General features: G+C 57.2%; 18 protein-coding genes and 1 pseudogene. 8 read left to right on the top strand and 11 right to left on the bottom strand.

The features are described from left to right. From AAC076_RS15780 to AAC076_RS15755, 6 genes and pseudogenes are all read right to left on the bottom strand, one after another. Window positions 1–133 (bottom strand): annotated as a pseudogene (locus AAC076_RS15780) (peptidylprolyl isomerase); the annotation flags it as partial. A 315-nt stretch (window positions 134–448) separates the two neighbouring features. Further along, a complete protein-coding gene (locus tag AAC076_RS15775) occupies window positions 449–4,036 on the bottom strand; it encodes a PIN domain-containing protein (RefSeq protein ID WP_339847520.1) in 3,588 nt (1,195 codons plus the stop codon). Window positions 4,037–4,163: 127 nt separating this feature from the next. Then, window positions 4,164–4,667 (bottom strand): hypothetical protein, encoded by a 504-nt coding sequence (locus AAC076_RS15770; RefSeq protein WP_339847518.1) that lies wholly within the window; start codon window positions 4,665–4,667, stop codon window positions 4,164–4,166. A 103-nt stretch (window positions 4,668–4,770) separates the two neighbouring features. After that, on the bottom strand, window positions 4,771–5,064 hold the full coding sequence (locus tag AAC076_RS15765) for a hypothetical protein (RefSeq protein ID WP_339847517.1): 294 nt from the start codon (window positions 5,062–5,064) through the stop codon (window positions 4,771–4,773). A 438-nt stretch (window positions 5,065–5,502) separates the two neighbouring features. Continuing rightward, the gene (locus AAC076_RS15760; RefSeq protein WP_339847516.1) at window positions 5,503–6,000 is read right to left on the bottom strand and encodes a DUF934 domain-containing protein; all 498 of its coding nucleotides are present in this window, start codon (window positions 5,998–6,000) and stop codon (window positions 5,503–5,505) included. Beyond that, window positions 5,984–7,642 carry a nitrite/sulfite reductase gene (locus AAC076_RS15755; protein WP_339847515.1) on the bottom strand — a complete coding sequence of 553 codons (1,659 nt, stop codon included), beginning with the start codon at window positions 7,640–7,642 and terminating at the stop codon, window positions 5,984–5,986. Before AAC076_RS15755 ends, AAC076_RS15760 begins: the two co-directional genes overlap by 17 nt. A 273-nt stretch (window positions 7,643–7,915) precedes the next feature. Between AAC076_RS15755 and AAC076_RS15750 the strand changes: the two genes are divergently transcribed. Then, entirely contained in the window at window positions 7,916–8,038 is a 123-nt protein-coding gene (locus AAC076_RS15750; protein WP_335608044.1) for a hypothetical protein, read from the top strand. 54 nt (window positions 8,039–8,092) lie between these two features. Here AAC076_RS15750 and AAC076_RS15745 read toward each other — a convergent pair whose 3' ends face one another. The 3 genes from AAC076_RS15745 to metH are packed head-to-tail and all read right to left on the bottom strand — an operon-like array spanning window position 8,093 to window position 13,408. Further along, window positions 8,093–8,329, bottom strand: a complete 237-nt coding sequence (locus AAC076_RS15745) for a DUF2970 domain-containing protein (RefSeq protein WP_339847512.1) — start codon at window positions 8,327–8,329, stop codon at window positions 8,093–8,095. A gap of 44 nt (window positions 8,330–8,373) precedes the next feature. Then, window positions 8,374–9,708, bottom strand: coding sequence for an MATE family efflux transporter (locus AAC076_RS15740; protein ID WP_339847510.1), 1,335 nt, complete (start codon window positions 9,706–9,708; stop codon window positions 8,374–8,376). Window positions 9,709–9,715: 7 nt separating this feature from the next. Continuing rightward, window positions 9,716–13,408 carry a methionine synthase gene (gene metH, locus AAC076_RS15735; RefSeq protein ID WP_339847509.1) on the bottom strand — a complete coding sequence of 1,231 codons (3,693 nt, stop codon included), beginning with the start codon at window positions 13,406–13,408 and terminating at the stop codon, window positions 9,716–9,718. 157 nt (window positions 13,409–13,565) lie between these two features. Here metH and AAC076_RS15730 point away from each other — a divergent pair, with 157 nt between their 5' ends. The 3 genes from AAC076_RS15730 to AAC076_RS15720 all read left to right on the top strand — a co-directional run bounded on the left by AAC076_RS15730 (window position 13,566) and on the right by AAC076_RS15720 (window position 15,820). Then, window positions 13,566–14,105, top strand: coding sequence for a type 1 glutamine amidotransferase domain-containing protein (locus AAC076_RS15730; RefSeq protein WP_339847506.1), 540 nt, complete (start codon window positions 13,566–13,568; stop codon window positions 14,103–14,105). Window positions 14,106–14,197: 92 nt separating this feature from the next. Next, window positions 14,198–14,782, top strand: a complete 585-nt coding sequence (gene nfuA, locus AAC076_RS15725; RefSeq protein WP_339847504.1) for a Fe-S biogenesis protein NfuA — start codon at window positions 14,198–14,200, stop codon at window positions 14,780–14,782. Window positions 14,783–14,887: 105 nt separating this feature from the next. After that, window positions 14,888–15,820, top strand: a complete 933-nt coding sequence (locus AAC076_RS15720; protein ID WP_339847502.1) for a chemotaxis protein — start codon at window positions 14,888–14,890, stop codon at window positions 15,818–15,820. Window positions 15,821–15,879: 59 nt separating this feature from the next. Here the strand turns inward: AAC076_RS15720 and AAC076_RS15715 are convergent, their stop codons facing one another. Further along, a complete protein-coding gene (locus AAC076_RS15715; protein WP_339847500.1) occupies window positions 15,880–17,835 on the bottom strand; it encodes a transglycosylase SLT domain-containing protein in 1,956 nt (651 codons plus the stop codon). Window positions 17,836–18,030: 195 nt separating this feature from the next. Here AAC076_RS15715 and AAC076_RS15710 point away from each other — a divergent pair, with 195 nt between their 5' ends. Beyond that, window positions 18,031–19,974, top strand: coding sequence for an ATP-binding cassette domain-containing protein (locus AAC076_RS15710; protein ID WP_339847498.1), 1,944 nt, complete (start codon window positions 18,031–18,033; stop codon window positions 19,972–19,974). Between the two features lie 107 nt (window positions 19,975–20,081). Here AAC076_RS15710 and AAC076_RS15705 read toward each other — a convergent pair whose 3' ends face one another. Further along, window positions 20,082–20,525 carry a universal stress protein gene (locus tag AAC076_RS15705; protein WP_339847496.1) on the bottom strand — a complete coding sequence of 148 codons (444 nt, stop codon included), beginning with the start codon at window positions 20,523–20,525 and terminating at the stop codon, window positions 20,082–20,084. Window positions 20,526–20,639: 114 nt separating this feature from the next. On the opposite strand from AAC076_RS15705, the gene AAC076_RS15700 reads away from it, so the two are divergent. The 3 genes from AAC076_RS15700 to fadA all read left to right on the top strand — a co-directional run bounded on the left by AAC076_RS15700 (window position 20,640) and on the right by fadA (window position 24,746). Then, window positions 20,640–21,077 carry a hypothetical protein gene (locus AAC076_RS15700; protein ID WP_339847494.1) on the top strand — a complete coding sequence of 146 codons (438 nt, stop codon included), beginning with the start codon at window positions 20,640–20,642 and terminating at the stop codon, window positions 21,075–21,077. A 315-nt stretch (window positions 21,078–21,392) separates the two neighbouring features. Beyond that, window positions 21,393–23,540: a fatty acid oxidation complex subunit alpha FadB gene (fadB, locus tag AAC076_RS15695; protein WP_339847491.1), complete on the top strand. Its 2,148-nt coding sequence runs from the start codon at window positions 21,393–21,395 to the stop codon at window positions 23,538–23,540. 30 nt (window positions 23,541–23,570) lie between these two features. After that, window positions 23,571–24,746: an acetyl-CoA C-acyltransferase FadA gene (gene fadA / locus AAC076_RS15690; RefSeq protein WP_339847488.1), complete on the top strand. Its 1,176-nt coding sequence runs from the start codon at window positions 23,571–23,573 to the stop codon at window positions 24,744–24,746. Window positions 24,747–24,908 lie beyond the last annotated feature (162 nt).

Genomic DNA, 24,908 nt, shown 5'->3' with positions numbered 1-24,908 from the left:
GTTTCTTTGATGGGCAGGTGGAGTGCTTCTTTGCCAGCACATCAAAGGCTTCGCCTGCGGCAATACGCTGCTTGAGTGCGGCGGCTTCGGCTTCGGTTTTTACCAGAATATGGCGAGCCATGGCGACGGGCATGGAGGCATCCTCAAAGGTAACAGGCAGTGAATTATGCCTGATCAGAGCGCCGCTAGAGAAATTGGGGGCAGATCAAGATTTTAGATAAAGATTTTCGGTAAATTTTAATCTGACCCCAATTACCCTGACCCCAATTACCCAAACGCGATCAACAACTCTGACCCCATTGATTATTGTCAGTGCTAGCATGCGCAAACTGGTACACCTGATCTACGGTGTAGTGAAGTCAGGCCAGCCATTTGATGCAAAAATTGCTATGTCAGCGCTTGAATTTCAAGAGGGTATCTGACCCCAATTCTGCTGTTGGGCAAACCTTCATTCGACGTCCAGATAATCAAAGCGGCCGAGCCGCAATAGATTTTCCCGGGCACGTTCAGCATTCTCACGGACCTGAAGGTCTTCAGCAGTCAGGCCAGCCTTTAAAATAGGCTTGGCGTCATCGGCTGAGATATACATCTGCGTACCTTGGTCCATGGCATCCGTTATTTTGGAGAAACATTCGACAACCAATGCCAGGTTATTCGGGAGCAAGTTATTCAAAGCTCTCACCTCTAGGAAAAGTCCAACATCTTTTTCCCGGCCAAGATCGAGAATCTTCGAGTACGATTGCAAACGCCAGTCAGAGCCGAGGCATTCGGCTTTCAACCAAAAGGTAAATTCCTGAAGTTCCAGCGGTTCAGCAGTTTCAAAGCGCCAATCGAAAAAAGCAATAATGCGGTCGGTCAGCATTTTATCCAGTTGCCTGCCGCTATTTTTCAATGACCGACCAACGTGATCGAAAAGTTGCCCCCAGCGTTTCCGGTCGTCTTTGGTCTTGTCATAGAAACGCTCAAGCAGGCTTTCGTCACCCCTCAGGGGGTAGACCTCCCAAAGGTAATATGTGAAAAGGTGCTGACCCAGTCTGTCAATAAGCTCCTTACCGTCGCCTTTTTCTTTCGTCAGGATATTTAGGTTCTCTATTGCGTATTCAAACTCACCCTTCAGAATTTCAAACGTCAGTTTTACCGGACGGTTAAAGCGGATATAGCTGCCGAAAGCATCCCGCCAAACAGGTTCATTTGCCTGCGGGAAAAAGATTTCGCGTTGCTGGGCGGCCCAATCCCGATTAAGCGTACAAAGGTCCCCGAAGTGCATCCCCAGCAACCCCTGCTCAGGCCGGGTTAGCGGGATTTCAGCACTATCGGCTATGCGTTCCGTGAGGATGCCGGTCACTTCCGGCAACCGGTCTTCCGGCAACTGACGGCGAATCCAGAAACCGAAATTGATAAGGGACTCGAGTGCCCGGCTGCGGGTATGGTTGATGGCCTCGGTAATAGGATCGTCGCGGTTAAGCAATACCGGGCGGTCGTAGTCGAGCCGCCAGTCGGACTGACCGCACGCCTTTCGAAGCAGAGCGGCAAGTCCATCCCTTGCGGTGATTGGCGCATCCGTATCCTTGTGCACACAGGTGTCAATAAAATCAACCACGGCCCGGCGCGAGCTGCCCCAGTCGGGATGGTCGCGTGATTCGTCTCGCGGCTCGGGTTCTCCTTCCTCTCGCGCCGTGTCCGGATGTGTCAGGACCCATGCACAGAACTCAAGCCACCGGTCCAGTTTGTCGAAGTTCTTCTCCTTGACGAGTTCGAGCATGGCCTTGAGCATGGCGGCGACATAGACCGGCCGAGCAATCCGGTCACGGTTCGCGAGCCAGAAATTTAGCCTCCCGCCATGTGGCACGATCTTCTCTTTGAACAGAGATTGAAAGACGCCAGCCAGCGCGGAGATATTGATTTCAACCAGCCAGTCGTCCTTGTCCCGATGCTCCTCGTTCCAATCGTTCAAATAGGTCAAAAGATCTTCATCCGTGAGGCGCTCAAGATCCTCGGCGGTCTTCGGGCTCTGATAGCTGACCGTGCCGCCAGTTACTCGTCCATAAGGTGAATAGCTGTCATCGGCAACAGCTTTAGCCTGGGCTTCACCTTCCAGCTCATCGAAATGCCGTCGAATATCCCCGCTCAGCAGTGCGGCGAATGGACGTAGCTGCATACGATGAAAGTACCGCTGACGCTGTTGGAAAGCCTCCTCACTGTAACGTTCACCCATCCATTCACGGAAATGCTCCTTCGAAGGCCCGCTGAGAATGGCATCGAAAATCCCTCTTCGTTCCTCCTCATTGAGTAGGCGGGGGCCGAAGTGTTCGGTGGCCCTGCGTATCATCAATTGGAATTCGTAGTGGTGCTCCCAATTGGGATAGTCATCGTGACCAAGAACCTGCTCGCGTATCCATGGGAGGGTCTGGGCATTGGGGTGCGACGCGTAAAGGTGCTGCCGCAGTCGCTTGAACACCTTCCAGCGATTATTTCGCAATGCCTGATCCATAGCGTCAACGGATTCCGGGGCTTTTTCATAAACCTGCTCACAGGCGTAGGTCAGAGTCTGCACCAGCGTTTCCTTCGTATCTTGATAGTCGCGATCTGGCTTATCCAGCCTCCGGCACCAGATTTCCGAATAGTCCTGGTCGCTGCCTTTCTCGGAATCTTCGGGGTGCATACCCAGCCGAATCATGCTTGCCACCGCATCAATCAGGACGCGGGCAACCTGATAAGACTCACGCTCGGCCAAGGGGCGGACACCTTGTTCAAGAATTTGCTGATATTCCCATTGATCGAAACGCGGAACCGGTTCCAGCGAAGTGTTCCAAGCTTCCGGGTTATCTTTGCGTCGCAACCGCTTTTCCTGCTCACGAGGATCTCTGCGAAACTCAACAATCTTAAGCAATAAGGCGGGGGTAACTTCGGAAAGATGCGCATCAAAAATAAACGGCTTTTTCAGCAAACTGATGATGTGCTCGTGACCCCATCGGTAGTTTTCAATATAAGCTGTAATAAATCGAGAAAACCTTAAAAGCGCATTAGCCGAATCGGCTTCTAACACGATTTTCAAGATACCTTCCAAAACCCGAAAATTATCTGTATTCGGAAGTGCTGACGTTATCTCCATTACCTCAGCAGGCGCAGCGTCAAAGATGCGTATCAGATATTCAAGGGGAGGCCACCATGGAACGATGTAATGCCCTTCGGTGGTCTGCTCTGCGTTGGGGGGGGTGAGAAAATACCCTCTTTCCGAAAGAGGATCTAACCAAACAGCATCGCCAGCATGCTGGAAAAAATAATCGTAATTCGACCCTCGACTTTCCAATAACTGCATGACCCGGTCAATTTCAATTGGTGTCACCTTGTTCCCGCGAGCGAGTATGGCCTTTAGTTCAGTCAGATCCTCCGTGGTGATGGGTTTCGTAAAATCAACGTCACCGGGCAGCCTTTCCTCCCCTGACAATTCCGGCTGGAATGCCTCGATGTACTTGTCCAGATCAGGGAAATACAAAATATAGCGTCGGCTCTCGCAGGCTTGTCGAAAGTCACCATCAAAACCAACGACGGCAATATTTGCGTGGTATTGCTTATGATGCTGATCTAGTGCGCTTAAAATAAACGCGTCAGGAAATTCCTTCGGCTTCTTTTCTGAGAAGGGTGGGTGGATGTCAAAATACCAGTCAATAACATCCTCAAGATTGCCAGCAATCGGCAGGTTCTCAACGACGAAATGTTCCTTGAAGGAAGACCATTGCCGGTTCATCTCTTCAATACATTGCTTTTTCAGCTCCTCTTCGGAAGAGAGTTCAACAAGGCACAAGTTATTGACAGGGTATGCCTTATGGGCGCTGGTGACTGCCTTAGCGGCCTTTTCAGCTTCCCTTGAGAAATGGCGGAGCAGCTCGCGCTCCATAATTTTCGGTACGAGCAGGCGAAGGCCACCTTTAGTAAATGTACTGATTAAGGCGGTGAATACCTTTGTGTCAAAGCGGAGCCCTTGTCTTTTGAAGAACTCGGTGTCGATATAGAGAGAGGTCGGAACATGTCGCATGGAGTAACTCCCTTAATCTCTGCGGGTATTATTCTTAATTACTATCATCGATATATTCATCGCCCAACGTTTGACATGAGCGGTGATCGACCGGCGCAGCCGGTTGGGCATCCGCTCGATGAAATGGTTAGATATCGCTTTTGAGTCGCGCAATTTGCTCCTGGGCAAGTTGTTCTGCCTGCTCCGATGAAATTCCATGCCCAGCACAGAATACTTCTGTTTCCGCCAGGATTTTGCCCTTGAGGTGAAGGGTCTTTTGCATCAGAGCTTCGAGCCTAGATAAGACTCCACTTCTTCCTTCGTCGGTGTAGAGCGAATCGCCATCTTGATGCATCGAGCGATGAACAAGCCAATCTCGCTCATCTTTCAAAAGACGCAAATCAGCAAGCAGTTCTGGTTGCAACGCACCGTGCTTCTCGGCTGTCCCCAAAGCTGTTCCGAGACTCGCCCGCCGATGCTTGGCTAGGAGTTCAGATGCTTCTACCGCCGTGACCCGACCTGGCTCACGAATCTCGACCTTCATTGTGAGGAGTGTGTGTAGCACGTCTTCCAGATACTGGATGTGCCAGATGCAGCGGCCTACACTGCTGTAGAGCAAGTCAAGTTCATCGGGTGTGAGTTGGCGGCGCATATGCTCTAGCGATGTCTAAAGTTTGGTTAAGGGGCGGGCCTTGGTCCGTCTCAGTGAGCAGATTTCACGGTCACCGTGCTGTCGCCTGTCAGGGCTTTGACGCTCATATGCAATCCCCGTGTGAGCAGGCCGTTAAAAATGCCATGACCCAGAGCAATATTGCTAGCACAGGAATGTATAAAGCCACAGAGATACGCTTGATAGTAGAGCCGGAAAACTGAATACGGCTAAGGCTAAATGCGCCCAGTACAATGCCAACAACCAAAAGAAATATAGCGGGCGGCCATGCACCGGTAATTGAACCAAACCAATAGGCACTCTGTGCACCTAAGATAACCAAAGCCGCTGGTACTGGAAAGATTCCAAGCCAGCATAAAATTCTTTGATTATTACTCATAACCATCTTGGTGCCCTAGCAGTGATTAGACCGAACGCGTCGTTAATACGCGGCATAACATTCCGCACCGTTTTGCGGGATTTTCCAAAAAGATCAGTCTGTTATGCACCTTTTCCTCCATGTCGACCGGAGATTAAGCCGAACGCGGCTTAAGACCACTATGGCCGAATCGACCACCAGTCAATGCCACACAATGAGTCGCCATGCGGGGGAATAAATGCCAAAAATAGACAACAGGGCATCCATGCCACCAAAGAGGGGACTGCGCGTCAGCAGTTACTGGCATAGTGCTACGGTTTAATAGCCGGGCGCAACGACAAAATCTCCGCCCACAGCCAACAACCGCCCACAGCCATGCACGCAGCTATCACGTTCTATTTAGAAGAGAAGGATCAAACCAACCGGAGCAGAACGCCCCGGCTTTAGCTCGGAGGGGTATCAACCCCGCCGACGAAACAACGGCTGTGGCTGATCAGTAGCCGCCTGATAGACCTCTGAGAAGTCTTTCAGACTCTGCAGGGCTTCTTCAGCATTACGGTCTTCACGAATCACATAGGCATCAAAGCCGCAGCGTTTCATCAGGAACAATTGATCGCGCAGTACGTCGCCAATGGCGCGCACTTCGCCTTTGTATCCGTAGCGGTCACGCAGCAGACGGGCGTTGGAGTAGCTGCGGCCGTCGCTGAATACCGGGAAGTTCAGGGCAACGACCTGAAAGTGCTCCAGGTCATCGGCGATGGCTTCCACTTCTTCATCGCTGTTCAGCCATACACCCAGGCCGCCATCGCGGGCTTTCAGGGCGTGGGCGTGTTCCAGCCACAGTTCCAGCGGCACGATCAGGTCGTCGCTGTTGGACAGGCCTTCAAGCGTGGTGTCGGCTGGCAGCAGGTGCCAGGTTTCCTTGACTAGTGCGTCGCCCTTAATTAGCTGCTGCATATACACGCTCCTTGAAGGGGTCCATGCCGATACGCTGGTAGGTGTCGATAAAGTGCTCTTCGGGTGTGCGGTTGGCGACGTAGACGTCCACGACCTTCTGGACTACGCCGGGCATTTCTTCTGCGGCGAAGGAGGGCCCGAGGATCTTGCCAATGGCGGCGTTGCGGCCGCTGTTGCCACCCAGGGAGACCTGATAGAACTCGGCGCCTTTCTTGTCCACACCCAGAATACCGATGTGGCCCACGTGGTGGTGACCACAGGCGTTCATGCAGCCGGAGATGTTCAGGTCCAGCTCGCCGATGTCGTGCAGGTAATCCAGATCATCAAAGGTGCGCTGGATGGCTTCGGCAATCGGGATGGACTTGGCGTTGGCCAGGGAGCAGAAGTCGCCACCGGGGCAGCAGATCACGTCGGTCAGCAGGCCGATGTTGGGGGTGGCGAAGCCTTGCTCCTTGGCTGCCTGCCAGAGTGCATGCAGGTCGGCCTGGCGAACATCGGCCAGTACCAGGTTCTGCTGGTGGGTCACACGTAGCTCACCAAAGCTGAATCGGTCAGCCAGGTCGGCGGCGGCATCCATCTGTTTATCGGTGGCGTCACCGGGGGCAACGGCGGTCGGCTTGAGTGACAGGGTCACGGCTGCGTAGCCGGGCACCTTGTGGGCGTGCACGTTGCGCAGCGCCCAGTTGTTAAAGCCCTTGTCGGCTTGACGCTGTGCCAGATAGGCATCGTCATCACCGCGCAGGGTTTCATAGGCTGGGGCGCTGAAGTGGCCTGCTACGCGGCCGAGTTCTGCTTCGGTCAGGGTGGTCGGGCCATCCTTGGTGTGTTGCCATTCGGCTTCTACACGTTCGGCAAATACCGCCGGTGTGAGTGCCTTGACCAGAATCTTGATGCGCGCCTTGTACTTGTTATCGCGACGGCCATAGCGGTTGTATACACGCAGAATGGCGTCCAGATAGCTGAGCAGGTGCTGCCAGGGCAGGAAGGCGTTGATTTCGCTACCGACCATGGGCGTGCGGCCCAGGCCGCCACCGACCAGTACACGGAAGCCAATCTCGCCGGCTTCGTTCCTGACCACGTTCAGACCGATATCGTGTACGCCAATGGCTGCGCGGTCTTCAGTGGCGCCGTTGACGGCGATCTTGAACTTGCGCGGCAGATAGGCGAACTCGGGGTGAAAGGTCGACCACTGACGGATGATCTCGCACCAGGGGCGCGGATCAACCAGCTCGTCCGCAGCCACACCGGCAAACTGGTCGGTGGTGGTGTTGCGGATGCAATTGCCGCTGGTCTGGATGGCGTGCATCTGTACTTCGGCCAGGTGCGCGAGAATATCCGGCACATCTTCCAGGGCCGGCCAGTTGAACTGGACGTTCTGGCGGGTACTGAAGTGGGCGTAGCCCTTGTCATATTCGCGGGCAATCAGGCCCAGCTTGCGCATCTGCGTGGAAGAGATCAGGCCATAGGGTATGGCGATACGCAGCATGGGTGCGTAACGCTGTACGTAAAGGCCGTTCTGCAGGCGCAGCGGCAGGAATTCGGGGTCGGTCAACTCGCCGGCCAGATAGCGGCGGGTCTGGTCGCGGAACTGGGCTACACGTTCCTCGACAATCCGTTGGTCATACTCGTCGTAGATATACATTCTGACAACCTGTCGGTAGTTAGGTTGGGGAGCGCGTAAGAAACACTGCTCTACCCGATCGGCCGAAACTCGAGGCGGGAAGATAGCAAATTTTCGATATGCACAAAAGGAATGTTTATGTATATGTTTAGATCAAATAAGCAGGGTCCGATGCCTCTGCGCAGCCTTTATGTGCTCTGGCACTCCGCATGTTTGACAGTTACGTCGTGTGCAGCTTAACGTATCGGGTGTAAAGACCCAAAGTTGTTTACAAAAACAAGAAAGGACATGGCCATGAACGAGCACGAAATGCAGGATTCAGGAAATAACGCCGACAGTTACCTGGATGCTTTTGCTGCAGTAGCACTGATTCTGATCGCGGTCGCGACTGCCGTTTTCTGGGTTAGCCAGCACTAAGAGAATTCCGACTTCGCCCGGCCCCGGGCGAAGTGGCCTTGCTAGCATGCAATGCTAGATTCCGGCCAGATGCAATACCAGCTTCACCACACCCACGATGATCAGTACGAACGCCAGCGTAAAGCCGATCCCGAGTATTATGAAATGGCTGGGCTTGCCCTTGGTGAAGTCCCGCTGACGCGCCTTGCTGCTCTGCACACCCAGGGCGGCAGCCAGCACACTCATGAACATCTGGCCGAATGTCATTCCGGCTTCTTCTTTTTTCTGATCCTGTTGCTCACCTGTACTCATGGTGTCTCCGGCCCGTGTTTTGTCGGATGATCGCACATCGGGCCTCAGATGCGAATGTCTGCCCAGCGGCGGCGACGCCAGACCAGCGCAAAGATCACCGAGGTCGAGGCGCGGTAGCAGCTCTGCAGTATCCAGATGGTCAGCAGTCCGCCACCCAGTACCGGTCCGGCCAGATAGGCCAGCGGCAGGAACATCAGCCACTGGCTGCCCAGATTCACCGCCATGACCGTGCGGCTGGCTCCGGCGCCCAGCAATGCCTGGGTCAGCACCAGCGCCGTGGCATCCAGCGCCATGCCGATGCCCGTGACGCGCAGGGGCCATTCACCAAGAGCGAGTAGTTCGGGATCCTGGGTGAACAGCCCGAGCACCAGATGCGGCGCCAGCCAGAAGGGCACGCCCATGACAAAGAGCACGCACACTGCTACGCGGACCACATCCCAGCCCCAGCGATAGGCTTCCTCGGGTTTGCGGTCGCCCAGACTGTGGGATACCAGGGTGGTGGCTGCCATGCCCATGCCAACGCCCGGCAATATGAGAAACAGTGAGAGGTTGACCAGTACGTGGGCGATGGCCAGCTCCGAGGTGCCGATCTGCGCAACGATCCAGAACAGGGTGGTGATACCGGTGGCAAAGAAGAACTGCTGCAGGGAGTTGGGCACAGACAGGCGCAGCATGGCGCGGATCTCGCGGCTGCGCGGACGGGCAGCCAGAAAGCCATGCTTGCGGCCATTGCGCAGGGTCATTACCACATACATGCCGGTGCCGATGAACAAGGCAATGCAGGTACCCAGACCAGAGCCTTCGGCACCCATTTCGGGCAGGCCGAAACGGCCGAATATCAGACCATAGCTGATCAGCACGTTAAGCACATGCATGATGATCAGGATCTGCAGGTACATGCCGGTCTGGCGGATGCCGTTCCAGTAGCCGCGAAACGCAAAGTTGGCGCCAACCGCGACGATCGCCAGGGCGCGCCATTGGAAATAGCCCGTGCCGGTTTCCTGTACGGCGGTGTCGTCGGTCAGAAAGGCGAGAATATTGTCTGCTTGAAACCAACCGATCAGCGTCAGCGGAATGGCCAGCGCCAGGGCAATCAGCAGACCTTCGTTAAGTGGTGCAGCCAATTGATCTGTGCTGCCTTCACCCCGGCGGCGCGCGACCATCGCCTGTACGCCAGCGCCTAGACCCATGACCAGAGCGACGGCCATGAAGTTGACGTAACTGCCAAGACCCACTCCGGCCAGCGCGGCGCTGCCCAGGGTGCCTACCATGGCAGCGTCAACCAGATTCATCAGACTCTGGCTGAGCATGCCGCCCATGATCGGCAAGCCCAGAAAGGTGATGGTTCTGAGCTTGTCGCGCCCTGGCAGGATCGACATCAGCCGATCAGTTGTCGTAGGACAGGTTCGGCGAGAGCCAGCGCTCGGTGACGCTCAACTCTGCATCCTTGCGTTCGCTATAGGACTCGACCTGATCCTTGGTGATCTTGCCCACGGCGAAGTATTTGGACTGTGGATGCGAGAAGTACCAACCGCTCACAGCTGCGGTGGGGAACATCGCGTAGCTTTCGGTCAGGGTCACGCCGCAGTTGCTTTGCGGATCTAGCAGGCTGAACAACGTGCTCTTTTCGGTGTGATCCGGGCAGGCGGGATAGCCGGGGGCAGGGCGGATGCCCTGATATTTCTCGCGGATCAAGGCGTCGTTATCCAGGTCTTCCTGCTCGATGTAGCCCCACATCTCGGTACGGACCTTGCGGTGCAGCCACTCGGCGCAGGCTTCGGCCAGGCGGTCAGCCAGGGCCTTGACCATGATCGCGTTGTAGTCGTCGTCCTTGTCCTCGTATTGCTTGGACAGTTCTTCGGCGCCGATACCAGCGGTGGTGATGAAGCCGCCTATGTAGTCCTGCTTACCCGACTCCTTGGGCGCGATAAAGTCGGACAGACTCATGCTTGGTTTCTTGTCCGGGGTTACGTTCTGCTGACGCAGGTGGTGCAGCATGGCCAGGGGCTGGCCGTCTGCATCCTGCAGTTCGATATCGTCGTCGTTGACCTGGTTGGCGGGCCAGAAACCGAGCACGGCCTTGGCCTTGATCTGCTTCTCGTCGATCATGCGCTTGAGCATTTCCTGGGCGTCGGCAAACAGGGAGCGCGCGGCTTCACCCACCACTTCGTCTTCAAGGATGCGCGGATACTTGCCGGCCAGATCCCAGGAGATAAAGAAGGGCGTCCAGTCGATAAACTCGGCGATCTCGGCCAGATCAATGTCTTCCAGGGTGCGAATACCGGTGAAGGACGGGGCAGGGGGTTCGTAGTTGTCCCAGTCCAGCTGGAATTTGTTCGCGCGGGCCTGTTCATAGCTCAGGTATTCGGTGCGGGCGCGGCGGTTGGCGGTGCGCTCGCGCACGACTTCGTAGTCGGCGCGGATCTTGGCGATATAGTCGGGCTTGATCTCCTTGGAGAGCAGGCTGGTGGCTACGCCGACGGCGCGGGAAGCATCGGTCACATAGATGACTGCATCGTTCTTGTAATGCGGTTCGATCTTGACCGCGGTGTGCGCCTTGGAGGTAGTAGCGCCGCCGATCATCAGCGGCAGGTGAAAGCCCTGGCGCTGCATCTCCTTGGCCACATGGACCATTTCGTCCAGCGAGGGCGTGATCAGGCCGGATAGGCCAATGATGTCGCACTTCTCGGCGATGGCGGTCTTGAGGATCTTTTCTGCCGGGACCATGACGCCCATGTCGACGATGTCGTAGCCATTACAGCCGAGTACCACGCCGACGATGTTCTTGCCGATGTCGTGTACGTCGCCCTTGACCGTGGCCATGAGGATCTTGCCCTTGGCTTCGGGCTTGTCGCCTTTTTCCGCTTCAATAAAGGGAATCAGGTGAGCAACTGCCTGCTTCATTACGCGGGCGGATTTGACCACCTGGGGCAGGAACATCTTGCCGGCGCCGAAGAGGTCGCCAACGATGTTCATGCCGGCCATCAGTGGGCCTTCGATCACTTCGATGGGGCGTGCGCACTGTTGGCGGGCTTCTTCTGTGTCCTCCACGATGAACGCGGTAATACCCTTGACCAGGGAGTGCTCCAGGCGCTTGTTCACGTCCAGGCTACGCCACTCTTCGGTCTCGGCTTCCTTGACACTGCCGTCGCCCTTGTACTCGTCGGCGATTGCAAGCAGGGCGTCGGTACCCTCTGGATTGCGGTTAAGCACCACGTCTTCGACGATGTCCCGAAGCTTTTTGGGGATTTCGTCGTAGATCTCCAGCTGACCAGCGTTGACGATGCCCATGCTCAGGCCGTTGCGGATCGCATGGAGCAGGAACACCGAGTGGATCGCCTCGCGCACAGGGTTGTTGCCACGGAACGAGAACGACACGTTGGATACGCCGCCGGAGGTCAGGGCATAGGGCAGCTCGTCGCGGATGTAGGCGCAGGCCTCGATAAAGTCCACGGCGTAGTTGTTGTGTTCTTCAATGCCGGTGGCGATGGCGAAGATGTTCGGATCGAAGATGATGTCCTGGGGCCGAAAGCCGACCTCATTCACGAGAATGTCGTAGGAGCGCTTGCAGATCTCGCGCTTGCGCGCGGCGGTGTCTGCCTGGCCCTGCTCGTCGAAGGCCATGACGATGACGGCTGCGCCATAACGCTTGCACAGACGCGCCTGTTGCTTGAACTGTTCAACGCCTTCCTTCATGGAGATGGAGTTGACGATGCCTTTACCCTGAATGCACTTGAGGCCCGCTTCGATGACTTCCCACTTGGAGGAGTCGATCATGATCGGCACACGGGAGATGTCCGGTTCGCCGGCAATCAGGTTGAGGAAGGTGACCATGGCCGCCTTCGAGTCGAGCATCCCCTCGTCCATGTTGATGTCGATGATCTGCGCGCCGGCCTCGACTTGCTGCAGTGCTACTTCCAGTGCTTCGGTGTAGTTGTCCTCACGGATCAGCCGCGCGAAGCGGGCAGAGCCGGTAATGTTGGTACGCTCGCCAACGTTGACGAACAGGGAGCTGCGATCAATGGTGAACGGCTCCAGACCCGCCAGACGGCAGGCCTTGGGAATATCCGGTATGGCGCGGGGCGGGTAGCTGGCTACCGCGTTGGCGATTGCCTGAATGTGCTCGGGCGTGGTGCCGCAGCAGCCGCCAACGATGTTCAGGAAGCCGGCCTGGGCAAATTCTTCAATCACCGCGGCGGTCTGCTCGGGTGTTTCGTCGTATTCGCCAAATTCGTTGGGCAGACCCGCGTTGGGGTGGGCCGATATATGCGTGTCGGCCTTGTTCGAGAGCTCTTCCAGATAGGGCCGCAGGTCCTTGGCGCCCAGTGCGCAGTTCAAGCCAACCGAGATCGGATTGGCGTGGGCAATGGAGTTCCAGAAGGCTTCGGTGGTTTGACCCGAGAGGGTGCGGCCAGAGGCATCGGTGATGGTGCCGGAGATCATGATAGGCACTTCAAAGCCCAACTGATCAAAGACCTCCTGCACTGCAAAAATCGCAGCCTTGGCATTGAGCGTATCGAAAATGGTTTCGATCAGGATCAGGTCGACGCCGCCCTCGATCAGGCCCTTGGTCGACTGGATGTAGTCTGCTACCAGCTCATCGAAGGTGACGTTCCTGTAGCCAGGGTTGTTCACATCGGGAGAGATCGAGCAGGTGCGGCTGGTCGGCCCCAGTACCCCGGCCACAAAGCGCGGGCGATCCGGTGTTTCGGCGGTCTTGGCGTCACAGACGCGGCGGGCCAGGCGGGCACCCTCGACGTTCAGCTCGTAGGCCAGATCCTGCATGCCGTAGTCGGCCTGGGAAATACGCGTGGAGTTGAAGGTGTTGGTTTCGATGATGTCGGCGCCAGCATCCAGATAGGCCTTCTCCATCGCGGCAATGGCGTCGGGCTGGCTCAGTACCAGCAGGTCGTTATTGCCTTTAAGATCCGAAGGCCAGTCGGCAAAGCGCTCGCCGCGAAAATCCGTCTCCTCGAATTTGTAGCTCTGGATCATCGTGCCCATGCCGCCATCGAGGATAAGAATCCGCTGGCGAAGGGCCGAGTGAAGGGCTTGGAGGCGGGCAGAACGCTCAGACATGGTGACTCCGAAGATGTACGCAAAGCCGGCAAGTTTAACAGATAAGCGCGGCGCAGGTGGTAAACAGGTGTATCGCAAATTGTGCCCAGTCACGACAGGAACTTTCGCTCTGTCGCCGGTCACAAGCAGTACATTCTGATTTGCTAGGAGTATACATATGGCCAATTCCCTTAAAGGCAAGCGCGTCGCCATTCTGGTAACTGATGGTTTCGAACAGGTAGAGCTGACCAGCCCGAAGGAAGCGCTTGAGCAGGCGGGAGCGGCTACAGACATTGTGGCCGATGAGTCCGGCGAGGTGCGCGGCTGGAACCATATGGATCCTGCGGACGCCTTCAAGGTAGATAAGACCTTTGATAGCGCACGCAGTGATGAGTACGACGCAGTGCTTTTGCCGGGTGGGGTGGTCAATGGCGATAATATTCGCCTGAACGAGATGGCCCGCACCTTTCTGCGTGACGCCGCAAAGGCCAACAAGCCCATTGCAGTGATCTGCCATGGTGGCTGGATTCTGGCCTCTGCCGACCTGGTCAAGGGCAAGCGCATGACCAGCTGGGCCTCCCTGGAAGACGATCTGCGTAATGCCGGTGCGCAGTGGGTCGATGAGGAAGTGGTGGTTGATGGTTCGCTGATCAGCAGCCGCAACCCCGATGACCTGCCGGCGTTCAACAAGGCTCTTATTTCGGCCCTGGGCGGCTGAGTCGCTAATACCCTACCAAAAAGGTATGTCTTTATCCGCGCGCCGTGATCCCGTACAATGGCCGCATTCAGTCATTGAACACGAGGCATTACATGGCAGGCATCAACCTTACCGAGGCAGCCGAAGGGTATCTGGCCGACTTGCTGTCCAAGCAGGACACCCCCGGCATTGGCATCCGGGTTTTCATCACGCAGCCGGGCACGCCCTACGCAGAGACCTGTATCGCTTATTGCAAGCCCGGCGAGGAGAAGCCCGAGGATCGAACGATCAAGCTCGACTCCTTTGACGTGTGGATTGATTCGGTCAGCGAGCCGTTCCTTGAGGACGCGGTGGTGGATTTTGCTACTGACCGCATGGGCGGCCAGTTGACCATCAAGGCGCCTAACGCCAAGGTGCCAATGGTCAATGACGATAGCCCGCTGAATGAGCGTATCAACTACCTGTTGCAGACCGAGATCAATCCCGGCCTGGCCAGCCACGGTGGCGAGGTCAAACTGATTGATGTGGTAGAAGACGGCGTGGCAGTGCTGCAGTTTGGCGGTGGTTGTCAGGGTTGCGGCATGGTCGATGTGACCCTCAAGGAAGGCATCGAGAAAACCATGATCGCGCGTATTCCCGAGATCACGGCGGTGCGTGACGTCACTGATCACACGGTCAAGGAAAACGCCTTTTACTAGGCTTCGTACAAGCTACACAAAGCCGGGTACAGAAACCGCAATGACGGCCGATAAGGGATATACTGCTTAGCATATAGTTCAGCCACCCCATCAGTGAGGTCCGTCATGGCCGGAGTTCTGGATACCGTAGATCAGCGCACCCGGCTGGTAGGCGAAAACCGCCTGGAAATATTGCTGTTCAGGCTCGCTGGACAGCAACTCTTTGCCCTCAACGTATTCAAGATCCGCGAAGTATTGCAGCTGCCCCGTCTGACGCAGATGCCACAGCGCGCGCCCCACGTTGTCGGCGTGATCCACCTGCGCGGTCAGACCATACCGGTCATCGATCTTTCCGGTGCCATCGGCATGCGCCCCCAGCCGGTCACCCCTGAGAGCACCATCATCGTCACCGAATACAATCGTTCCGTGCAGGCCTTTCTGGTCGGCAGTGTTGATCGCATCATGAACCTGAACTGGGATGCGGTACTGCCGCCGCCCCGTGGCGCTGGTCGTTCCCATTATCTGACGGCCATTACCCGGCTGGACGACAACCGCCTGGTCGAAATTATCGATGTGGAGAAAGTGCTGGCCGAAATAGTGCCGTTCAATGCCAAGGTCACTGATGGTTTGCTGGATGATGCGTTACTGAACAAGGCCCGCGGTCGCGAGGTGTTGCTGGTCGACGATTCCCCCACCGGTATCGCCCAGCTCAAGGACACCCTGTCGCAGTTGGATTTGACGCTGCATGTGGAAACCGATGGACTGCGGGCGCTCAGACGGTTGCAGGCGTGGGCCGATACGGACGCCGATGTGCCCAAGCGATTGTTGATGGTCATTACTGATGCCGAGATGCCCGAGATGGACGGATACCGCCTGACCTCGGAAATCCGCAAGGATCCGCGCCTGCGCGACCTGTACGTCGTGCTGCATACCTCTCTGTCGGGTAATTTCAACAAGGCAATGGTGGAGAAGGTAGGCTGCGATGGCTTTTTGTCGAAGTTTCAGCCAGACCTGCTGGTTGAAGCGGTTCGCGAGCGGCTGAGACTGTTGGAGGCCTGAGCGCAGAAGTGTTCGCGTCTGTTAGATAAACGCCCCGTCTGTACGGGGCGTTTGCGTTTCTAGGGCCGGTAGGCTTCCAGATAGCGCTCGTGCTGTTCCATCACCGGCTGGCGAATACCCATCTTCTCGCCGTAGATGACCGCGTAGCTGAGTACGCTTTGCACATAGGTGCGGGTCTCGTCGAAGGGGATGGTCTCGATCCATATGTCCGCCGGGATGGTCGGCATCTCACGGGTCCACTGGCGCACGCGGCCGGGGCCGGCGTTGTACGCTGCAGAAGCGAGGACTCGATTGCCCCGGAACATGCTATTGAGCTGTGATAGATAGGCGGTACCCAGGGCAATATTGCGCTCCGGCACCAGCAGATCGTTCTGGTGGTTGAGGTTGATCTTGTAGCGTCTGGCGGTCTCACGCGCGGTGGCGGGCATGAGCTGCATCAGTCCCGTGGCGCCGGCATGGGAGCGAGCATCGGCCATAAAGGCACTCTCTTGGCGCGTGATCGCATAGACCCAGGTCGAATTGAGCTGGCGTGCGGCTGCCTGGGCGCGAATCGGCTCCTGGTAGGCCATCGGGAAGCGGATATCCAGGTCGTCCCAGTATTGCGCCAGACTGATGCCGCGTATGGCCGGAAAGTACCATTCCATTTCCCGGGCCATCATGGCCTGGGCGATGAGTTCTTCACGGCTGAATATCTTGCCCACGTGGTACCACTCTCGCCGGGCATCGACCACCTGCCCACGGGCGTAGAATTCCCTGGCGCGGCGGATGCCTGCGGTCTTGCTCACCCGAGCGAAAACAGCGGGCTCTACCTTGGCAGTCTGGTGACGCAATGCGTAGGGCTGGTTACTGCGCTCGGCGGCCAGAAAACCATAGAAGTCCCTTTCGTTAGCGAGCTCCTGGTAATCGTGACGCAGTTCGCCAACCTCCGGGCGGGCCAACTGGGCGCTGCGCAGCCGCCAGTAACGCCAGCGGCTCTGCTCACCAAGGCTGGCGGGCAGGTTGCTGGTCAACTGTTGAGCGATCTGCCATTGACCGGTGCGCAGGGCCAGACGAATACGCCACTCGGTAATCTGATCATCAAGCATCTGCGGATCATTGGCAGCCATGAAGGCCAGCGCCTCGGGGGCGTGTCTTTTGGCCATGCGCACACCGATGTCTCGGGTGATCGCCAGCCGGTCTTCCTGCTTGTAGGGCAGGTCGCGGTAGTAGGGCCAGAGTGCCAGCGCTTGTGCGGGGTCTTCACGACTCAAGCGGCGCAGCGAGACCGTAGCAATGTCAGCCAGTTTGTCGGCAGGCTGTCCTGCCCCTGGTCGATAGCGCTCGCTCTGCGCAAGTTTTTCAGGGCCGGTAGCGGTATTCACAAAGAGTTCTGCCAGGGCGGCCTGACCCGGCATATAACGCACCAGGTAGCGTGCCAGGGCATCCTGGCGATAGAGCAGGGCTTCACGAATGCGGGCCCAGGCGACGTCTTCAGTCAAACCACCGGCCTCGCGCCAGCGGTCGAAGAGCGGATCACATGCATTGGGTTGCGAGCGTCCGACAGTCCAGAGCTCTGCAGCGCGTCCCATGGCTGCGCTCTGATTGCCTTCGCGCCAACTCTGCAGGGCCAGCGGGCAGTCAAACTCGGCCGCCTGGCTGGCGGTGTCATAATTCTTGCGCAGGAGGCTCCATTCACCCTCGCGTGCCAGGCGGCGTAGCCAGTCATTCTTCAGGCGTTGGGCAAAGGGCAGGTCGCCGTGGGCGACCAGAAAGTCCTCTATTTCCCTGTGTGATGCTGTCTTGACCCGCATTTGCAGCGATTCCAGCAGCAGATACGGATAGAGGGGATAGTCCCGCAAGCCCGGCAGCAGGCTGGCATAGCGTTGCTGCTGGCCGGCCTTGAGCGCCGACATGGCCTGATCGTAGGCTTGGCGCTGCTGCTGAATGTCGGCCTGCAAAGGCAGGCTGGCGCCCAACAGAGCTGCAAGCACAAGGGCGGTTAGGGTTTTCACTGACATGGGAAAATAGAGCTGCATTATGGGTCCCGAACGGGGTAGGGCGAGTAATGGACGATTCCAGGTGTGCGGTCGACTGACGTTCGCGCAACGAATCTCAAGCTTAGCGGTTTGTGATGCGGCGTCATAGGGGGCGCCAACAAAGTGTTCAACTATGGCATGCAGCGCCCGAGCGCAGCAGGTAGAATGCGGCCTGAATTAATCAAAAGGTGTTATATGGCGCTGCTTTCGTTTACCGATGTTTCTCTGGCCTACGGGCTCAATCCGCTGCTGTCGAAGGTAGGCTTCCAGCTTGAACGCGGGGAGCGCGTGTGTCTGATCGGACGCAACGGAGCCGGCAAGTCGAGCCTGTTCAAGCTGCTGAACGGCGAACAGCCGGCCGATGAAGGCGAAATCTGGTATGCACCGGGTCTCAAGATCGGCCAGTTGCCCCAGGAACTTCCCAAGGCCGATGACAGCATTGTTTATGACGTGGTCGCCGCCGGTCTGGCTGGTGTAGGCGATCTGCTCGCCGAATACCATCACCTGATTACCGGGCACATGGGCGACGCCGAGCTGCAGAAGTTGGAAAAGGTGCAGGAGCGTCTGGAAGCGAAGGACGGCTGGCGACTGGACCAGTTGGTCGAGACCACTTTGACCAGGCTGGGTCTGCCCGCCGACAAGAAAATGTCTGAGCTGTCGGGTGGCTGGCGCCGGCGTGTGTTGCTGGCCCAGGCGCTGGTCGCCGAGCCCGATGTGCTGTTGCTGGATGAACCTACCAACCACCTGGATATCCACACCATTGCCTGGCTAGAACAGGTACTGCTCGATTTTCGCGGTGCTGTTCTGTTTATTACCCACGACCGTCAGTTTCTCCAGGCCCTGGCCACTCGCATCATGGAGCTGGACCGCGGTCAGTTGATCGACTGGCAGGGCAACTACGTCAGCTTCCTTGAGCACAAGGAGCAGCAACTTGCTGCCGAGGCCACGGCCAACGCGCTGTTTGACAAGCGGCTGGCCCAGGAAGAAGTCTGGATTCGCCAGGGCATCAAGGCCCGACGCACCCGTAACGAAGGCCGCGTCCGTGCGTTGAAGGAAATGCGCAACGAGCGCGCTCAGCGTCTGGAGCGTCAGGGCAAGGCCAGCTTCCAGCTGGAAACCGCGGATTCCTCCGGCAAGCGCGTGATCGAGCTGGATAACGTCAGCTTTGCCTGGCCGGGTCACGTGCCGCTGGTGCGTAATCTGAACCTGAATGTCATTCGTGGCGACCGGATCGGTCTGATCGGCAACAACGGCTCAGGCAAGAGTACGCTGCTCAAGCTGCTGCTCGGTCAGCTGGAACCCACCAGCGGTACTGTCAAGCACGGCACCAAGCTGGAGGTCGCCTACTTCGATCAGTTGCGCGCCCAGTTGAATCTGGAGCAGACGGTAATCGACAACATCTCCGAGGGTCGCGATTTTATCGAGATCAACGGCGAGCGTCGCCACGTGATCAGTTACCTTGGCGACTTCCTGTTCTCGCCCGAACGTGCACGTACACCGGTCAAGGCACTTTCTGGTGGTGAAAGGGCGCGTCTGCTGCTGGCCCGCCTGTTCAGCAAGCCCGCCAACATGCTGGTACTCGACGAGCCAACCAACGACCTGGACGTGGAAACCCTGGAGCTGCTGGAAGAGGTGCTCTCTGGATTCGACGGCACTGTTCTGCTGGTCAGCCACGACCGGGCATTCCTGGACAACGTAGTGACCAGTTCGCTGGTCTTCGAAGGCCACGGCAAGGTGCGCGAATATGTTGGCGGTTACGCTGACTGGCTGCGCCAGGGCGGCAAGATCGAATCATTGGCAGAATGGGACTCCCGCGCCATGGCACCCGATATCCATGAAGCCCCAGCACCCGCTGAAGCCGAGCCTGCTCCCACAGCCCCAGCCAGCGCCCCGGCGCCGGCTCAGCCCAAGGTCAAGTTGAGCTACAAGCTGCAACGCGAACTGGATGCGCTGCCAGCACAAATGGAAAAACTCGAAACCGAGCTAAAAGCTCTGCAGGCTCAGGTTAGCGAGTCGAGCTTTTATCAACAGTCAGTCGAGAAAACCACAGAAGTGCTGGCCAAGATGGAGGCGAAACAGGCCGAACTGGAAAAGGCGATGGAGCGTTGGGCGGAGTTGGAGGATATGGCGGGGGGTTAGTGGCAAGTTCTGGCCACAAGCTTCACGTCAAGGTCAGCATGGATTCCCGCGTTCGCGGGAATGACGGTATACAAGCGGTTCGATCTGTGTGCGACTTGCTGCTTGGGTTACTTCTTTTCCTTTTTACCTAGCCGCACGGCAATCACGTCACAGGGTGCGCCGTGTAGTACATCGTTGGCGGTTGAGCCCAGTAACAGTGCCAGACCATGGCGGCCGTGGCTGCCGACTACTATAAGGTCGCAGTCCTGTTCGGTGGATACCCGATGGATTTCGTGGCGAGGGTGGCCGAAGGCGATTTGCAAACGTTCTTCCGGAAGCCCATAGTCGCCGGCAAAAGCCTGCATCCGCTCCTTGGCCTGGTCGAATTGTTGCTGTTGCAACATGGACAGGTCCATTGGGACATCCCCGCCGTAGGCCATGGCCAGGGGCTCGACTACGTGCAGAAGCGTCAACTTGGCGTCCAGTGTCTTGGCCAATGCCATGGCATGGTCAGCTACCGAGCGGCATTCATCAATCAGGTCGACGGCGACCAATACGTGGGAATAGAGCATGCAGGTTTCTCCTGTTTTTCAGCCCGATAGTAACAGTCTTTGTCGTGCAGTCCAGTACCGCAGCGGCCATCTGGACGACTGTGCGACAAAGGCCCTGGCGCCTGGTATGTGCCGGTGACCTGGGCAATAGTTGGAATAGTGGCTGCGATACTGGTGGCCAACCTGCTCAAGTTGCTGCCACGCGGGCGTATGTTGCATATTCAGCAGTTGAGGGAGGCAGCGCGCAAGGCCGGCTATCGCGTGGAGCGCCAGCCCGAAGGCGAGCCTGGTGCGTTGCTTGAGCACTGCGTGGGCTATAGACAGTCACTGGAGCGCTGCCCGATCAACCAGGAATTCAGCTGCGAACGGGATGGGCAGGGCTGGCGCTGGTTGCTGGGTACTGCGGATAACGCTAAGGCGGCGTCGGTACTTGATGCATTGCCGAAGGCTGTGCAGCGCATCGATCGCCAGTCCTTCTCGGTATTGATATTCTGGATCGAGCCGGAATCCATCGATACGCTAGACGAGTTGGATCGGGCGCTGGCTCCATTGCGTGAATCGCAAGCCAGCTGACGGCCGGTACTTGTCTCGACTGGTTCTGGGTAAGACTTGTAATAATCTGATTTTGCTATATAAAAAATAGTTTATTAGTCGTTTCTACAGGCCCTGCCAGAGGCCTCCATCACTGCTTTAGATTGACAACAGTCCGGATTTGCACGAAGGTGTGCGCACCCGAATCAAACGAGCGTATGAATTGTTCGAGATACACTTCGAGCATACGCCCCCGGGAACTATCATGGCATCCTCCGATGACTTGCCCCAGCCAGCGCTGCGGTCAGCATCGGATTTGCTTTTTCTCAAGTGCTTACACAGCGTGGAGATCAGTTGATGATTTACGAAGGTAAAGCCATCACGGTTCAAGCCCTTGAAGACGGCATCGTCGAGCTCAAGTTCGATTTGCAGGGCGAGTCTGTCAACAAGTTCAATCGTGCGACCCTGGCGGAGCTGCAAGCTGCCGTTGAGGCCATCCAGTCCGATAACAGCGTCAAGGGCGTCATCGTCACCAGTGGCAAGGACGTGTTCATTGTTGGCGCCGACATCAATGAGTTCGTCGACACTTTCCAGCTGCCTGAAGCAGACCTGGTTGCCGGCAACCTCGATGCCAACAAGATCTTCAATGCGGTCGAAGACCTCAAGGTCCCCACTGTTGCTGCCATTAACGGCATGGCGCTGGGCGGTGGTTTCGAAATGTGCCTGGCCTGTGACTACCGTGTCATGGCTGCCAGCGCCAAGGTCGGCCTGCCTGAAGTCAAACTGGGTATCTACCCGGGCTTCGGTGGCACCGTGCGTACTCCGCGCCTGATCGGTGTGGATAACGCCATCGAGTGGATCTGTGGCGGTACCGAAAACCGTGCCGACAAGGCCCTGAAAATGGGTGCTGTCGATGCGGTGGTTGCTGATGACAAGCTGAAGGCAGCTGCTCTGGACCTGGTCAAGCGCGCCATCAGTGGTGAGCTGGACTTCATGGCCAAGCGTCAGCCCAAGTTGGAAAAGATCAAGCTCAACACTATTGAGCAGATGATGGCGTTCGAAACTGCTAAAGGTTTCGTGGCTGGTCAGGCGGGTCCAAACTACCCGGCGCCGGTTGAAGCAATCAAGACTATCCAGAAAGCCGCTGCCCATGGCCGCGAAAAGGCTCTGGAAATCGAAGCCGCTGGTTTTGCCAAGCTGGCCAAGACATCTGTCGCTCAGGCGCTGGTTGGACTGTTCCTGAACGATCAGGCGCTGAAAGCCAAGGCCAAGCAGTACGACAAGCAAGCTGCTGACGTCAAACTGGCTGCGGTACTGGGTGCAGGCATCATGGGTGGCGGTATCGCGTACCAGTCTGCCGTCAAGGGCACGCCTATCCTGATGAAGGATATCCGCGAGGAAGGCATTCAGCTGGGTCTGGACGAAGCGTCCAAGCTGCTGGGTAGCCGCGTTGCCAAGGGCCGCTTGAAGCCTGATCAGATGGCCAAGGCGCTGAATGCAATCCGCCCGACCATGTCCTACGGCGATTTCGGCAATGTCGATATCGTGGTTGAAGCTGTTGTGGAAAACCCCAAGGTCAAGCACGCTGTGCTGGCTGAGGTGGAAGGTCACGTGCGTGAGGACGCGATCATCGCTTCCAACACCTCGACCATCTCCATCAGCTACCTGGCCCAGGCGCTCAAGCGTCCGGAAAACTTCTGCGGTATGCACTTCTTCAACCCGGTACACATGATGCCGCTGGTCGAAGTTATCCGCGGTGAGAAGTCCAGTGAGAAGGCGGTTGCTACGACCGTTGCCTACGCGAAGAAGATGGGCAAGACCCCGGTTGTCGTCAACGACTGCCCCGGCTTCCTGGTCAACCGTATCCTATTCCCGTATTTCGGTGGTTTTGCCCGCCTGATCGGCATGGGTGCTGACTTCCAGCGTGTCGACAAGCTGATGGAAAAGTTCGGCTGGCCAATGGGTCCTGCTTATCTGATGGACGTGGTCGGCATGGACACTGGTCACCACGGTCGTGATGTGATGGCCGAAGGTTATCCGGATCGTATGGCCGACAAGACCAAGACTGCCGTTGACGTCATGTATGAAGCCAATCGTCTGGGTCAGAAGACCGGCAAGGGCTTCTACGCCTACGAAATGGACAAGAAGGGTAAGCCGAAGAAGACCGTTGATCCAGAGGCCTACGAACTGCTCAAGCCGGTCGTGCTGGAGCAGCGTGAGTTCACCGACGAAGAAATCGTTGAAATCATGATGGTTCCGCTGTGTCTGGAAACTGTTCGTTGCCTGGAAGATGGCATCGTTGAAAGTGCTGCAGACGCTGATATGGGTCTGATCTACGGCATCGGCTTCCCGCCCTTCCGCGGTGGTGCGCTGCGTTACATCGACACCCTGGGTGTGGCCGAATTTGTGGCCATGGCGGATAAATATGCCGAGTTTGGCGCCATGTATGCACCGACTGAAAAGTTGCGTGAAATGGCCAAGAACGGCAAAAAATTCTTCGGTTAACCGCGGAACGCACAGAGCGAGAGTGAATTTATGAGCCTGAATCCGAGAGACGTCGTTATTGTCGACTTCGGCCGCACCCCGATGGGCCGTTCCAAGGGTGGCATGTACCGTAACGTTCGTGCCGAGAACCTGTCTGCCGACCTGATCACCGGTCTGTTGGCACGCAACCCGAAAATTGATCCCGCAGAAGTGGAAGACGTAATCTGGGGCTGCGTAAACCAGACCCTGGAACAGGGCTGGAACGTTGCCCGTATGATCTCCCTGCTGACGCCGATCCCCCACACCAGCTCAGCGCAAACCGTGAGCCGTCTGTGTGGTTCATCCATGAGCGCGCTGCACACTGCTGCCCAGGCAATCCAGACCGGTAACGGTGATGTGTTTGTGGTTGGTGGTGTTGAGCACATGGGCCACCTGAGCATGATGCACGGTGTTGATCCGAACCCGAGCCTGTCCCTGTACGCTGCCAAGGCGTCCGGCATGATGGGTCTTACCGCAGAAATGCTGGGCAAGATGCACGGCATCAGCCGCGAAAGACAGGACGAATTTGCCCTGCGTTCGCACCAGTTGGCGCACAAGGCAACCCTCAACGGTGGCTTCAAGGATGAAATCATCCCGATGCACGGCCACGATGCTGACGGTTTCCTGCGAGTGTTCACTGAAGACGAGACCATCCGTCCCGAGACAACCCTGGAAAGCCTGGCGGCCCTCAAGCCGGCATTCAATCCCAAGGGTGGTACCGTGACAGCCGGTTCTTCTTCGCAGATCACTGACGGTGCTTCGTGCATGATCGTGATGTCTGCCGAGCGTGCCAAGGCCCTGGGTCTTGAGCCGATGGCGGTTATCCGTTCAATGGCTGTTGCTGGTGTTGATCCGGCGATCATGGGCTACGGTCCGGTTCCGGCTACCCACAAGGCGCTCAAGCGCGCCGGCATGACCATGGATAACGTCGATTTTGTCGAGCTGAACGAAGCCTTTGCTGCCCAGGCCCTGCCTGTGCTCAAGGACCTCAAACTGCTGGACCAGATGGAAGCCAAGGTCAACCTGCACGGCGGCGCGATCGCCCTGGGTCACCCCTTCGGTTGCTCCGGCGCCCGCATCTCCGGCACGCTGCTGAACGTGATGAAGCAGAATGGCGGTAACGTTGGTGTCTCGACCATGTGTATTGGTTTGGGGCAGGGCATCACCACCGTATTCGAGCGTGTCTGATACGGTTGTGGTGTGACCAGAAACCGGGGCCTTGTGCCCCGGTTTTTGTTTGTGTGGGTTTGGTTCGTGGGGTCGGTGATGCGTTTGTTCGATATTGGTGTTCGGCGCCGGCGACCAAGGGCCTGTGTTCGGCACGCTACGAGCCATCCATGGGGCTCGTCG

Source organism: uncultured Halopseudomonas sp. (assembly GCF_963977355.1).
In the GTDB taxonomy this organism is placed as follows: Bacteria; Pseudomonadota; Gammaproteobacteria; order Pseudomonadales; family Pseudomonadaceae; genus Halopseudomonas.
This window is presented reverse-complemented; position numbering and strand designations above follow the sequence as displayed.